This is a genomic window from Bradyrhizobium sp. STM 3561, assembly GCF_045571455.1.
Classification (GTDB): domain Bacteria; phylum Pseudomonadota; class Alphaproteobacteria; order Rhizobiales; family Xanthobacteraceae; genus Bradyrhizobium; species Bradyrhizobium vignae.
This window is the reverse complement of record NZ_CP120695.1, coordinates 2,745,449-2,758,998: the sequence shown is the minus strand read 5'-3', so window position 1 is coordinate 2,758,998 and position 13,550 is coordinate 2,745,449. Positions and strand designations below refer to the sequence as shown.

Sequence of the window (13,550 nt, the reverse complement as noted above, 5' to 3'; positions counted from 1 at the left end):
GCCGGTCGAACGGGGCCAGAAACTGAAAACCTGAGAAATGGATACCACAACCGTCGTTGACAATCAACGAACCGCGCTTGGCCTTGCCGAGCTTGGGTTCGACGTTTTTCCGTTACTGCCTAATCAAAAAACGCCAGCGCTGCGTGAAAACTGGAAGGATGTTGCAAGTCGCGATCCCGCCCGCATCAAGCGGCATTGGTCTGGAGAAAATCGCGCGCGAAACATTGGTATTCGCACCGGTATGCCCTTCCAGGACGGCTTCCTCGTTGTCATCGATATCGACACTAAGGATGGAAAGCCGGGGATGCAGTCGATCGCCGAGCTCGAGGAACAGCTCGGCAAACTACCCGCGACGACAACTTTCCGGACGGCCTCTGGTGGCGAGCACCGCTACTTTGTCGCGCCATGGCCGCTTGGAAACAGCAACTCGAAGCTGGGACCCGGCATCGACGTTAAAGGTGTCGGCGGCTATGTCGTCGGTTGCGGCAGCACAGTCGACGGAAAAGCATACGATCTAGCGAACCAGGAAGGAATCGCGGAACTCCCAGAGGGCTGGGCCGCAGCTTGCGGCCGCCCTCGCGAGCGTTCAGCAATTGACCGGGACATCCCTTTGGTCGAATTGGATGCCCCCTTCAACATCGAACGCGCGATTGCTTATCTCGCCGGCGGCGCGCCCTCGCACGGTACCTACATCGTGGCCTGCCACGTTCGCGGTCTTGGCATCAGCCAGGAGAAGTGCCTGGAGCTGATCGTCGAACATTGGCCGGGCGCCGACGGCAAAAGTTACGACCATATCGAGACACGGGTTCGAAATGCCTACACTTACGCGCAGGATCCCGCCGGTATCGCGTGCGCCGAGGCGGAATTTGAGGCCGTCGACATCGCCGCGCGTCCACCACCCGCCGGAAATTGGGACGAACCGGCCGACCTTTGGAAGCAGGAGAGGCCGCCTGGCAATATGCTTGAAGGGATCGTCCCGCCGTTCCTGAATGCGTTCGGGAAAGATCGGGCGCGATCGCTCGGGGTCAATTCCGACGCAGTCACGGCCGCCGCCGTCGCGGTCGTAGGTTCTTTGATCCCGGCCAGCAACCGGTTGCAAATGTTCCAGAACCGAAGCTCGTGGTCCGTGCTGTGCGTGCTTTGGACTGCGCTCGTCGGTGATCCCGGGTCAGCCAAGTCCGCTGCCGTGAAGGCGGCTCTTGCTTTCGCGAATCCCGTCAACAAAGCCTGGTCGGCGGCATTCGCCAAGGAGATGGCCGACTACGACCGGGCAGAGCTCGCCTTTTCGGCTAGAACCTCAAAGAAGAAAAAGCCAGAGGAGCCTGCTGAGCCGGACGGACATCCGGCAGACGTCATGGTGAAGCCGACCACACCCAAGTCGCGCTCCAAAATCTCGAACGACAGCACCACCGAGGCGATCGTAACGCGCCTGGCCGAAACGCCCGAAATAGCTCCGCTGATCCAATATTCTGATGAGCTCTCCGGATGGCTTGGTGGCATGGACGCCTATCGGGCGAAGGGCTCCAAGGACAGGGCGCTTTGGCTCGAGGCGAAAGAAGGCGCCCCTTACCGCGTCGATCGCCAGGGCCGAGGATCAGTGGAAGCACCCAACCTGGCTGTCTCAATCATCGGAGGCATCCAGGACGATCTTATCGCGCGACTGGCTCCCGATCTCGAGACCGACGGACTGTTGCAACGTTTCGCCCTGATCGCCATCCGACAGCTGGGGCTTGGCGAGGACAATGCCGAAGATCCGGCCATTGAGGCCGCCATCCCACGCGTGGCCTTGGCACTCGCCGGACTCGGCGAGGCAACCTATCGCTTCGCCCCTGCGGCTGCAGAGGAGCTGTGGGCGATCAAGGCGTTCAAGGCGCGAGAGATGGCTCGTCCTGACATCCCCTCGGGACTGAAGACCTGGTTGGCAAAGACGGACGCAGAATTCGGCCGGTATGCCCTCGCCTTCCACCTGATCGACTGGGCCATCGTCGCTGAAGCAATCGAACTACCTCCGGACAATCTGATCTCAGCTGCAACGGCCAGGAGGGCACGGCGCTACGTCGAGGAGTTTCTCTACGCTCACGCGCTGTTCATCCACACCACAGTGCTAGAGGGCGCCGGTCACGACCACGAGGCGCGATGGGTCGCCGGCTACATTCTCACTCGAAACCTCAAGCGGCTTTCAGCCAGGGAGGTGAAAAGGGCTCGGCCGCGCAGCCTCGGCAAAAATCCCAAACAACTGATGGCGGTGATGGGCCAGCTTGAAACCGACGGTTGGGTCCACATGGTGACCTCGGATCCCGCCAGCTGGCGGATCAATCCCGCCGTCCACGACGGGCGTTTCGAGGACATCCGGCGGGCCGAAACTGAACGTCGCGACGCCGTCCGCGGTGAAATCGCAGTCGCCGCCGCAAGTCGGCGGGCGGCAAAGGGAGGCGCGGCATGATCTTTTGGTCCCGTCAGCGCTGTCAGCGGGTGTCAACGCTGTCAGCGCACATGCTTCCGGATTTGGGGCCCCATACCGCGAACGGCGGATACCCCGCCGCGCTGACAAGCGCTGACACCGCTGACGGGAATAGCGCTTCAAAGCGCCCGCCAGGGGTGGGGGTGTCAGCGGTGTCACTTGCGCGCGCGGATACACCAAGGCTTTTTACCCCCTCCTCCCTCTATTTCTCCCCGAGCCCGTGTAGGCGGAATCCGCTGACAGCGCTGACACCCCCACCGCTGGCCCACTCACCGCAGCCGAGCTGCTAGCGCCCGCTTTTGCGTCCACCCTCGTCGCCGACATGCGCCCACAATTCAGGAAGGCCCCAATGAACCGCTTCGCTCCTGGCCGCATCTTCAAGTCTCGAGGCCGGCCGTATCAGATTGTGGGTCCCAAGGATCACTGGTGCCAGAACGGCCGCTACGTCGAGATGATCCGCTATCAATCGGTCTGCGCCGAGCCCGGTTGCAAGCGCACGTTTATGGCGCTCACGACCAAAACGCGCATTCGCAAAGGACAGCTGAACAAGCGGTGCGAGCTCCACCATGCCCCGGGCGTTCCGATCCCGGTCACGAAGGCAAAGAAGGTCAAGCAGGTCCGTAAGAAGCGACCGAAGAACCGGTTGAAGAAGCCGACGCCGGCGGCCCGCCTGGCGGCCCGTCGGGAGCGTGCGGTCCAGCGGGCCCTTGTCGCTATGCAACGCGTCCAGCGGCCCTCCTATCTGGACTGAGCGGCCTTCTGGCGGGCTTGCAGGGACCTTCCAGCTACGGCAATCTGGCGTTGAGCCCCAGAACGGAGGTTTCGATGCCCCGCGGTCAGTTCTACACGGTGTTCACCCTAGGATTTGCCAGCGCAATCGGGTTGCTCGGAGTGATCGCAGCAATCGCCATGCTGTGGTGGCCGAATGCTGCCGATTGGACCGCCGCAGCGTTTGGTGCGCCCGGCAAGCCCCTCACCTGGCTTACCCCCGGCGTTTTCTCGGCCCTTGCTGCCGGCTTAGCGTTATCCGTCGCCTATTGGATAGTTCACATACAGCAAACGATCGTTCGTTGGTCCGGAGATCGCCTCATCGCAAAGCTAAACCGTCAATACAACGTGATCGCCCAGCTTCAAGGGCGTGAGTACGCCGACGAGTTCATGAGACTGCAGGCGCAAACCATGATCGAAGAGAGTGAAGGCAAACCGTTCAATCTCTTTGGACGCGAGAAGATGCTGCATGCTGCGGCTGCCGCCGGCGTCAGAACTCAGCCAAAAGGAAACTGGCAGTGAAGCTCGAAATGGAAAGCTTGGCCATTTGTGCCGCAACTGAGCAAGAGTGGCCATGATCGCGATCGACCAGGTTGAACGCGACCGGCGGCGGGACGCCACGCAGGCGCACGTCGAGCGATTGGAGCGGCTAGTCGATGAGGTGCGCGAGGTGCTGCGTCGGCCGGGAAGCGAAAAAGAGAAAGTGGCGTTCCTGCGCGAGGTGCTCGCCTGCCAGGGTTATCGCGTTTAGAGCGCGTGGGTCAGATAGCCCCCGCGACCAAAAAGTCATCTCATCGAGCCTGCCAGCCGGAAAGTACCCCGGACCCTGCATGATCGGAACGAACAGCCAGCCTCGGTCGACGAAGTCGCCCCTCTCAAACCGCCAAAACGAACAAAATCGACAATCGTGATCGATTGATTCGGAGTGCCTCGCCCCCGCCCGCCGAGTTTTGCGATAGCTCCCGACCCGACAAATGCGGACACGCTCGCTACGAAGTCTTCAAATTGCAGGCTGAGTGCACAATGTCGACAAAGACGACAAACTCTCACATTTGACCGAGCTCAGTTTCGGTGATCCCAAACGCATGCTGGGGCTCACGGAGAGCAAGGCATGCGCAATGAGCTGGAAGACCTCGACACCACAACGCTGTTCGCAGACGACCATCAACTCCCGCCACATCCGTCGGCCGCCGCCGCCGACCAACAGCCTGGGGACCCGCCGGCGACGGCGCGGCCTGAAGCGCCGCACGATGTCTCGCCCGAAATCAAGAAGGCGATGCTGGCCGCGGCCTATGCCGAACAAATGATCGAGCGTCTTGCTGCTCTTCGGAACGAAGAGGTCATCAAGTACACCGGCGTTTCACGGAGTGAACTAGGCCTGCGGGTTTGGAACGCGCCGCTGGCAGAGGTCGCAGGTCGCCTCGGGCTGAAGAAGCATGTGCTCATGCGCATCTGCAAACTTTTCGAAGTGCCGACACCGCCTAAGGGCTACTTCAACACGAGCTTTGCCCACCGCCCGATCAGATTGACGCGCGTTGCCGCCGGGGGCGGAGCGCGATGATCACCGCTCCTCGCCTTTGCGAAGCGAGCGAGGTCCTCGAGCGGCTCAAGCTTAAGGCGTACGAGCTCGAGGAGCTCCTCAACGTCGGCATCGTAGCGCCAGTCGCCGGGACCGGCGAGCCGCGGTACTGCGCTGAGACGATCGACCGGCTAGCCTCTCGGGAGCAACGTACCCGGCTCTCTGACGTCCTGTGGTGGGACTTCGACCTCCAACAGCCGGCCTACATGCCAGCCGGTGCCCCCTGGGCCCGCTCAGTCGACCTGCCTTTCTATCCGTTCGACGATCAAGAGCAGCAATCCTGGGCCCGCCGGTGTTACAAGCTGAAGAAGGCGTGCGCGCCGTTTCCATATCCCTACCCCGAGCGCCTGGCGCGTTACCGATCAAGGATGGAAGACCGGGCGACCAAGGCATTCGAGCGGAAGCATGGGATCAAACGGCCCTCGAGGACCCGCGGTATCGATGTCAGCATTCGCGGCACGCAGGTCAAGATAAGCAGAGCGAAGCTCCGCGACCTCGTGTGGAGCAAAACCATGATTCGCGCGGGCGCCGACCTCGGCATCACCGAGACAGCACTGCGCGGCCTCTGCAAGCGCTACATGATCCCAATACCGACGCGCGGGCACTTCAACCGCAAGGATCCGAAGAAGCGGCCCCCGAAGCCGAAGCTGCCGCCACTCCTTTCGTCGAGAGACAAGGACGATTGATGCTTCGTCGCGGCGGAAAGGGGTGTCCGCCCTACCTAATTGAAAATATTAATATTTAGGCGACTTCTGATTTTCTCCACGACCTACCCCCCGTCGGCGCCGGAACGTATGGGTTGGTAGCCGTTGACCCGTAGAAACTCCCGCTCCGCGCTAAGCCAGAAATCCAAGTCCCTGCCCTCCGGCCGCCCTGCGGTCTGCCACAAATCGTACGCCCGTCTTCTTATCACTTCTTCGCGGGCTGCCGCTTGCAGCCCGCGTAACCTCTCGCCGATCTCGTGGGCGAACGCCTGAAGGCGCTGCACGGTCTCTCTATCGGTTATGCGCCGCATGGCCCGATGCGCCAAGTCGAGCTGATGCTCAAGGTGCTGAAGTTCGGGCAGATAATCCATAACGCACTCCGCACAGTCAGCACGCAGTTTGCTTATCCTTTTGAACACTTCCCGGTCGGAACGATTTCGACGTGGAGCGGCATTCTATTGCGAACCAAACACGAGCCGCCGTGAGCGGTTCCAGATCTCCAAAGCACGCCGGGCCGACTACCCCAGAGCTTGGGGTTGCCCGCGTTAACTTCGAAGGCCAAGGGACTGCCGCATGCGAGCGTCGCCGTGGTTAACCCTGGCAGGACAGTCGTTCACAAGACCATTTGACCGCTATCCCTGGCCGTTCCACACTGGGCCCCAGGGAGCCAAGCAAATGGACTGGAAAAGAGAACTGGAAGCGCTCGTTCGCGAAGCTGCCGACCTTGTCGAACGCACAGCCACGAACCGGCAAGGGCCCGTAGAGCAGTCAAAGGTCATGATTGCACCGGCGAAGCCCGCTCTGGCGGAAGCACCCTCCTCGACAGCCGCTCCCCTGAGTTGCGACACCTCTGAGCGGGAGCACATCGCTAAGCGCGTTCAAAACTTCAGAGCGCATCAAGAGCGGGTTCGCCGTGAGCGTGAAGACTTTTATTCCCGCACGATGCAGCGGGCTCGCACCCTTGCCGGGGGACGTTCCGAAAACAGCACGAGCGAGCCACGCTAAATCATGCGGCCTCTATTCGTTATCGTGGCTTTGTCGTTCGCTCCCGCCGCTTACGCGCAAGAGATATCTGCCGTCTGCAAGTACGAATACACGGTTCATGATCAAGGCCAGAAGAGCGGAACGACAGGCGAGTTTTCCCTGAAAGCAACGTACATGTTGCCCGTGGGACAACCGCTAAATGTGCAGGTGCGAACCACGAAGGCTCCCTGCTATGAGTTCTTAGCTAACGGCGACGATATGCAGATATCTGGCACGTGCTCGCGTGCCGCTCAGAACATGAAAATGGTGTACGTCTACAAAATCGACCGCATGTCGGGCGCGTTTGAGGAGCACTTCTCCATCAACGATAAGACCGGAATTGTGCACTACGGCCACTGCTTGCCTGCGAAGCCGCTGCTTTGAGCTTCGATAGTCGTCCGTTAAGAAGCCGATTGCAGCGGTGAGCGGTCGCTGATGGCTGCGATGAGGGTGGCCAGGAAGAGGCACCAAAGAACCCTCAGCCAGGCGAGGATGCGGCGGAAGTTGTGACCGACGGCAGAGAGGATGACGTTGGCGGCATCGCCGGCGCGGCCTTTGAGGTAGCAGCGGCCGAGGTGACCATCGGCCTTCAGGTGTCCGATGACGGGTTCGATGGCGGAGCGGCGGCGCAGCTCGCGCTTGATGATACCGAAGACGCCGCGCTTCTGGCCGGAGATGAAGACACGGCGCGGGTTCTGCGCGTCATGGCCGCGGTATCCCTTGTCGACATAGGCCCGCTCGATCGGACAGCCGGTGAGTGTCTCGGTGCGGTCGATGACGTCCCGCAGGGTGTGACCGTCGTACGGGTTATCGGGTAGCGCCCTGGCGTGCAGCACGAACAGGCCGCCGGGAGCACGGCGGTTGTTGGTGACGATGGAGGCTTTGACACCGAACTCGTAAGGCGCGGCTGCTTTGCCCTTGCCGATGCACTCGACCTCCGGAGCATGGAAGGAATACAGCTTCCAGCCGCGCTGGCGCTGCTGCTGCGAGCGGATCTGCGCGGCCCGGCTGAGCGGCAGGGCGAAGGCGTTCTCGAGCACAGCTCGACCTTCGATCTTGCGGCCGATATCGCGGATGATCCGGCCCAGCCGGCTGCGCAGGATGCGCAACTGCCGCTGATGCCGTTTGAATTGCTTGGCATGGGCGTAGCGGGAAGCCATCATGGCCGCGGTCTTGGCGACGCGAAGATAGGACTGCCGCAGCCTGATCCCGTGCTTCCTCGCCAGACGGTTGAGCCCTTGATCGCCGCGTGCAGCAGCTTGGCATCGGTCGGGAAGGTGATGGCCTTTGGCTGCACCGTGGTATCGACTGTGACCCGCTTGAGGTCTTGGCCGCGTAACGCGCCGGCCTCGTGCGCCACCCGCAGGCTCTCGGCCAGCAGCAGTTCCAGCTTGTCGCCGAGCCGCTTGCGCCAGTGGCTCAGGTCCGAGCGCTCGTGCGGGAAGGCGTGCTGGAAGAACTCTTCGCCGGTGAAGTACTGGAAATATGGGTCGTGGACCCAGCGCTCGCAGACCCCCTCATCGGACAGGCCGTAAATGTGCTTGAGCAGCAGCAGCCCGATCACGAAGCGGGTCGCGATGCCGGGCCGGCCGTTCTCGCTGTAGAGCGGCGCGATCTCGCCGTCGATCCAGTCCCAATCGACCTTGCCAGCGAGCTGAACCAGCTCGTGCTTCATGTTGATGATCTGGTCCAGCCTGGCCCGGAACAGATCGCCCGATCCCGTCGTCCTGTGCTTCTTCGGTCGCATCGCCACCTCCGATGCGGCCACCGAATCATGTCTGGCGATTCGACGGAATCCTGAAAATGAAATTGCAAGGTTCCGATGCCCGAAGCATCAAAACCCTGCAATCCTAAAACACCCCGCAACCACAAATGCGATTCCAGCTCAATCGCTTAGCCGCTCTTCACGGATGACTCGATAGTCGGGGCCCTAAACGTAAAATGGACTCTTGTCGAAGAACTGGTCCTGATGCGCGCCCAGCTATAGCTCTTCCAACATCTTGTATCCCACCTCCTCGACGGTAATGAAGTCGGTTAACATTTGGGCGTGAAAAATGGGCATACCGGTCGTCTCATTGACAGAATGTGTGATGAGAGGTTGAAAGGCCAACAACCTCTGCTGCTCAATTCTAAGACGATCATACTCAAAACCATCTCCTCGCACATAAAGCGCTTCATTGATTTGACGTTCAAGCTTGTTGAATTCGTCCAAGTGTTTCCTCGGCACGTTTCCGGGCGGGATGTAGAGTGGAATTCGATGCGCGAGCGCATCCCTGTACTCAATCAGATATTCGAGCCAAGTATCGAGCCCTTCGAGATAACCCCGAAAACCATCGCTCAGGGTCCGGCGCAGTTCAGTATTCTTCGCACGGAAGCCTACCCGGTTTCGGGGTATGCTGGCCTCTAGGCCACGCTCGAAAACCCACAGCCAAGCCAAATTATCGATGCTGCCGTATACGTTTGCGTAGAACGCCTGGATGTTAATCTGTGCATCGTACAGGACATTCCGCTCGGGAACGTCGCTCATATCGGGCGCGATGAGCGCAAAGACGTTTTCTATACACCGCTTCAATGTTCCGAGCCGCCGTGAGTACCCGTGTTGCGCATACTCTGCGGCGCGCTCGTTGCCGTATCGGCGGTGAGCAAACCTAAACAGCAATTGATTGTACTTCGGCTCAATTTGGCCGAACAGCTCCATAATTTTTGCGATCTGATCGGGGCTGATGTAGCTCACGAACTTTCCAGACACTAAGCCGATTACAGAATTTTCAAACCATACAAGAGATGCCAAGCCCAGCTTGTGCGCGTTTCGGCTTGCTCAAGACAAGCCTCGCGCTCAATTCGCTCGCGAGGATCTTTGATATTGAACTGCGAACACGCGCCGAGAAAATTCGCGTAATGATAATTCTCAAGCCTCACGACCGCCGCCGCGAGCCAAACAATGGTCGCAACGAGTGTAGCCATCACCAGCGCCGCAACGAGCTTCATTGTCGCTCAACCCCGCCTACGTTTCCCGATAGGTCCGTTGAACTTCGAGGATAGTCACGTCCTCCGAGCCAGAAACCTCGCGGCCGATCTGTCTCTCCGCCGCAATTCGAATCCGGTGTTTATCCCAAAAGTCGTTTAGATACTGGCCGAACGGCCCTTTATGAACATTTCGCACCTCTAGCAAGAGTTCCGCTTCATCCTTTTTTCTGATGGCTTCACTAATGGCGATAACTGTCCGTGGACAAACCCCGGCAAACCGGTCGTCAACGGCGAACAGCCGATTTATGGGGTCTCGGAAGTCTCTAAAGTCTCTCGCCGTATCGGCGTCGAGGCTGACACTGTCGGGGAAGTAGACGCGGGCGCTTGCGGGCTGCTTGGGAAACGTTTTCGGGAAGAACTCAACGCGGGACCAACTATCATCGATCTCGATTTCTTCGCCTCTGACAGCAAGGCGGCTAAAGAATCCCGAATAAAGAGTCCGCCCGGTGAAGTCTAAGTAGAGATGTGGGCAGGAGTGGCGTTCGTCGCCCTCGCCATCCACCAATAGGATGTCAGCGTATGGCAGGAGGGCATCAACGGTGAATTTTGCCTGCTGGGCCAGGGGAAGAAAATCCCAAACTGCCGCCACCGCGCTCTGTCGGTCGGCCTCTAGCCTCCGCTCGTCATCAGAGAGGCTCATCCGACGAAAAGCCAACAGGTCGGCATATTCAGTGTAGTCCCACTGCTTTTTTCGCCTATCGGCGAAGGCGTAACATTCGCGAAACTCGACGACCAGGCCCGTTGGATGGTGACGAGACACGGTTCTTTCAACCCACCCGGGCCATTTTTTGAAGTCAGCATATTCGCTCTCGTCCGGATAGTTCTTATCGTTGATATCTCGAAGCAAGACATTCCGTCCGAGCCCTGCGGACGGTCCGCCCAACAGCTTGTAGAGCTTGTTTTTTGTGTTGATGGTGGATCGGACTTCGGTCATACGAGAACGACGCCGCGAAACGAGCGATATGCCGAAGAACGTGAAAAGGATGCGATCATTCTTCGGCTGATGCAGCATGTCCTCCAGTTCGGCCCTCCCCCACATGTAGAATTCCATCACACCTTTGGCGCGAAGCTCTTCTCGAAAGGTGTCGTAGGACTTCTTCGAAAAGTTAGCGGAAGCAACAAGGATGTATCCGTAGGGTGGATCGCTTTGATCAACATCTTGCAGAATTTTCCTCACGTCAGATGGAGTGAGAACCTTTTCCCTCTTCCCTTGAATCATCCACCGGGGGCCGTCCATTGGGTGATGCAGCTCTTCGGAGACTTCCTCGCCGTCCTCATGCGATGAAATGGAAGTGACCTTCTCGAACGCTCGAATGTCAAATCCGTCATCGTTTCCGCCACGTCCGGTAGCTTCGATGCTCCGCCAATCGCGAAAATCGTAGATCAACTCCCGCACTAAGTCTTCGAACCGATGCGGGTCTAAATCTTCAAAATGAATTGGCGCGAATGTTCGGGCGACAGTCGGCTTCATGCGCGGCATACGAGCTTTCCGATAAACCTTGACTTGTATAGAACGTAATGAGAACATCGACCAGACTCATTGCGTTGGTTTTCTCCCATGTCTGAAGCCGTAGCTAGTCTACCAACAGATGAGCAGGCGTTGGAGGAAGCTGCCGATCAGGCAATCGCAGCGTGCGGTGGTGACGTGCGCGAAGCTGTGAAGGCGCTGTTGATTGCGAATGAGTTCTTAGAGCGGGAGATGGAAGAGCGCGTGTCGCGCGGGTACATTCGCGGCCTGAAGCACGGTCGGCTCAACACTTTTTCTGAGTAGAGGTTTTTCAGCGCTCGCTTGAGGAGCAACAGATTGGCGGACCATCTCGACCTGCCCGCCGGCCTGGCACGTTCCCAAGGGCTTGCTGATCTCGAACCTCGAAGCGCACTCACACAGCGGAGAACTGCGCATCGCTGCGGCCGCCAACGACGCCACGGCGCTAAAGGAAGAACTGAAGGACTTCAAGCGGAAGATTTCTGAGGCCGGCCGCACGCCCTACGCCGCGCGTAGGGGCTCCCGATGACTTAGTGGCGACGCAGGGGCACGAGATCACGCGCAGCGAGTTGCTGGTTTAGTGGTCAGCCAAAGATCTTTGGAACTTCGAATATGCCGGTCTGCCGAAGCCGCTCAATAGCTTCCTGACGGATCAACCGAGTCTCGCTATCGACGAATCTTACGACCGTCGCTGACCGTCGTTCCGACTCTGAAATCTGAAGATTGAGGTCAAACTGATTACCATCCGAATTGTCACCACGCCTTGACATCCGGTATCCCCCAAGACTCGGAAATTTTACCCATTATGCTCCTTGTTGGCCAAATCGGCAATAACTTTAGATTCGTAGTCGATCTGCGCATCTAGCGGGATCTTGAAAATCGGGGTGGCGGACGTTGACGCTTTTTTAACGAAGGCGCCATTGTCTTTGCGGTCGCGAGTCGCGTTGAAACATTTCAAGAAGTTGCTGGGCGCAACACCATCATACTGGCGAAACAGAACCCGGTTTTCTCGATCGGCCGGCTCTTCCGAAATCGCGTCGTGATGCAGACGAATGGCTTTGCTTTTCCGATAGGGATGAATGTAGATGACGTCCTTAATACCGGCAGCAACGATGTGACGAGCGCAGTTGTGGCAGGGATAGACAGTGGAATAGAGCGTCGCGCCGACCAGAGAATGCTTGCCCTCCCGCGCCACAGACAGGATGGCCTCCATCTCAGCGTGGATTGATCGGGAGTATTCCGTCAGATCATCCACGTCGGTCTCAGTGAGGACAGCGCGAACCTGGCTCTGGGTCACTCCCTTTCTGAGCAATTTCGAGTTCCATACTCTGGAGACGATGCCCTCCATGATGCCCGTGCGCATCGTCTCATTGTGGCAGATGCACCCTCCCCATTTGAAACAGCGCCGGTCTCGATCTTGAAGCGCCGAGCCGTCCCAAACGGATTGATCATTCTCCGTATACAGACCACCGCCGTACTTCGGCACATCGTTCCATCCGGTCGCGATCAATTCTCCGCCCGCAGAAACGATAGCCGCTCCTACTTGGCGTGACATGCACGCAGAGCCGGCCCCGGCCATCATGGCCTTGGTCATTGCGGCTTCTTCCTGTGTAGGAGTGTGAACGCCAATGTCGAAAATTAGCTCAAGGAATCGAGATAACTTCCGGCGCAACTCTTCGATCTTCTGATCATTGCAAACGTAGAAATCTGCGAAGGAAAAGACCTTCCGGGTCATTTGCCCGAACGTCCCCTTCTCCCCGAGATCTCTATCTATCAGCCGAGTAACTTCTCCCTCCAAGGCGCCATTATCTTTTAGCCGCTGCTGTCGAATTGCATCAGGTGCAAACACTCCGAAGAGGCAAAGAGCGTCGCGATAAATGCTGCGGAGCACCGACAGCTCGTCGACGTTCTTGATAGAATCGATGATATAGGCGCGTCGCCCTGGTTGCACGTTGCCATCGACCTGGCCGCCCTTCGAACGGCGATGCCTCACAATCTGCTCAACCGTCTTTTCAGCAAGATAATTGGGGCCGAACTTCTCCCGCAGTGAATTGCCGGCGCTTTGCATGGCATCGATGTAAGCGCTCAATGGTGTTTGCGGCACGTTGGTCAAACCAACGCGACTGGCTTCGCGAGCGATGATCGTACTTTGCTTGATGACCTCAACGTCATAGCTGTATTCGGTGGCGAGTACCTCTTTGATCAATCGCGCCGAGGTACTCACGCCGGACCCGACCGGTCCGACCAATGCAACTACCAATTCCTGAGAATCGCGATCGCTAATCTTTTTGGCGAGGGTGGCGCCACCCTGCTCCACAGACAGCAGGTCCCTAGCTTGCTCCGACAACTCGCCCCCCGTCTAAAACGAAAACAAGCAAGGGATAATTATGCAACCGCCGATTTGTCTAGTCGCACGTCACCCTTTTATGGGCACAACGCCCACCAATGCGTTACCCCAGCCGTTACCTTTGGGAAAATCCTGATGCCCTGAAATCCGGCTAA

Annotated in this window: 14 protein-coding genes and 1 pseudogene; 9 read left to right on the top strand and 6 right to left on the bottom strand. The window is 58.7% G+C overall.

The annotated features are described in order from the left end of the window. Window positions 1-37: 37 nt before the first annotated feature. The 6 genes from P6U28_RS12925 (at window position 38) to P6U28_RS12900 (ending at window position 5,494) form a co-directional block, all read left to right on the top strand. Window positions 38-2,443: a DUF3987 domain-containing protein gene (locus P6U28_RS12925; RefSeq protein WP_407122397.1), complete on the top strand. Its 2,406-nt coding sequence runs from the start codon at window positions 38-40 to the stop codon at window positions 2,441-2,443. Between the two features lie 367 nt (window positions 2,444-2,810). After that, entirely contained in the window at window positions 2,811-3,212 is a 402-nt protein-coding gene (locus P6U28_RS12920) for a hypothetical protein (RefSeq protein ID WP_407122396.1), read from the top strand. A 74-nt stretch (window positions 3,213-3,286) separates the two neighbouring features. Then, window positions 3,287-3,751: a hypothetical protein gene (locus P6U28_RS12915; RefSeq protein WP_407122395.1), complete on the top strand. Its 465-nt coding sequence runs from the start codon at window positions 3,287-3,289 to the stop codon at window positions 3,749-3,751. A 52-nt stretch (window positions 3,752-3,803) separates the two neighbouring features. After that, entirely contained in the window at window positions 3,804-3,980 is a 177-nt protein-coding gene (locus tag P6U28_RS12910) for a hypothetical protein (protein ID WP_407122394.1), read from the top strand. A 360-nt stretch (window positions 3,981-4,340) separates the two neighbouring features. Further along, entirely contained in the window at window positions 4,341-4,790 is a 450-nt protein-coding gene (locus tag P6U28_RS12905) for a hypothetical protein (protein ID WP_407122393.1), read from the top strand. Next, window positions 4,787-5,494, top strand: coding sequence for a hypothetical protein (locus P6U28_RS12900; protein ID WP_407122392.1), 708 nt, complete (start codon window positions 4,787-4,789; stop codon window positions 5,492-5,494). The genes P6U28_RS12905 and P6U28_RS12900 overlap by 4 nt, the downstream gene beginning before the upstream one ends. An 83-nt stretch (window positions 5,495-5,577) precedes the next feature. On the opposite strand, the gene P6U28_RS12895 is transcribed toward P6U28_RS12900, so the two are convergent. Further along, window positions 5,578-5,823: a DUF2934 domain-containing protein gene (locus P6U28_RS12895; protein WP_407123062.1), complete on the bottom strand. Its 246-nt coding sequence runs from the start codon at window positions 5,821-5,823 to the stop codon at window positions 5,578-5,580. Between P6U28_RS12895 and P6U28_RS12890 the strand changes: the two genes are divergently transcribed. Continuing rightward, window positions 5,770-5,997, top strand: a complete 228-nt coding sequence (locus P6U28_RS12890) for a hypothetical protein (protein WP_407123219.1) — start codon at window positions 5,770-5,772, stop codon at window positions 5,995-5,997. The two genes, P6U28_RS12895 and P6U28_RS12890, sit on opposite strands and share 54 nt — an antisense overlap. Window positions 5,998-6,520: 523 nt before the next feature. Further along, the gene (locus P6U28_RS12885) at window positions 6,521-6,919 is read left to right on the top strand and encodes a hypothetical protein (protein ID WP_407122390.1); all 399 of its coding nucleotides are present in this window, start codon (window positions 6,521-6,523) and stop codon (window positions 6,917-6,919) included. 17 nt (window positions 6,920-6,936) lie between these two features. Here the strand turns inward: P6U28_RS12885 and P6U28_RS12880 are convergent. The 4 genes and pseudogenes from P6U28_RS12880 to P6U28_RS12865 all read right to left on the bottom strand — a co-directional run bounded on the left by P6U28_RS12880 (window position 6,937) and on the right by P6U28_RS12865 (window position 11,042). Further along, window positions 6,937-8,282, bottom strand: a pseudogene (locus P6U28_RS12880) (IS5 family transposase). Between the two features lie 234 nt (window positions 8,283-8,516). After that, window positions 8,517-9,269, bottom strand: coding sequence for a hypothetical protein (locus P6U28_RS12875; RefSeq protein WP_407122389.1), 753 nt, complete (start codon window positions 9,267-9,269; stop codon window positions 8,517-8,519). 23 nt (window positions 9,270-9,292) lie between these two features. Beyond that, entirely contained in the window at window positions 9,293-9,523 is a 231-nt protein-coding gene (locus P6U28_RS12870) for a hypothetical protein (RefSeq protein WP_407122388.1), read from the bottom strand. A 16-nt stretch (window positions 9,524-9,539) separates the two neighbouring features. Further along, complete coding sequence (locus tag P6U28_RS12865) at window positions 9,540-11,042, bottom strand: hypothetical protein (RefSeq protein WP_407122387.1); 1,503 nt, start codon at window positions 11,040-11,042, stop codon at window positions 9,540-9,542. 78 nt (window positions 11,043-11,120) lie between these two features. Here P6U28_RS12865 and P6U28_RS12860 point away from each other — a divergent pair, with 78 nt between their 5' ends. After that, complete coding sequence (locus tag P6U28_RS12860; protein WP_407122385.1) at window positions 11,121-11,333, top strand: hypothetical protein; 213 nt, start codon at window positions 11,121-11,123, stop codon at window positions 11,331-11,333. Window positions 11,334-11,844: 511 nt separating this feature from the next. Here P6U28_RS12860 and P6U28_RS12855 read toward each other — a convergent pair. Further along, window positions 11,845-13,395, bottom strand: coding sequence for an anti-phage dCTP deaminase (locus tag P6U28_RS12855; protein ID WP_407122384.1), 1,551 nt, complete (start codon window positions 13,393-13,395; stop codon window positions 11,845-11,847). Window positions 13,396-13,550 lie beyond the last annotated feature (155 nt).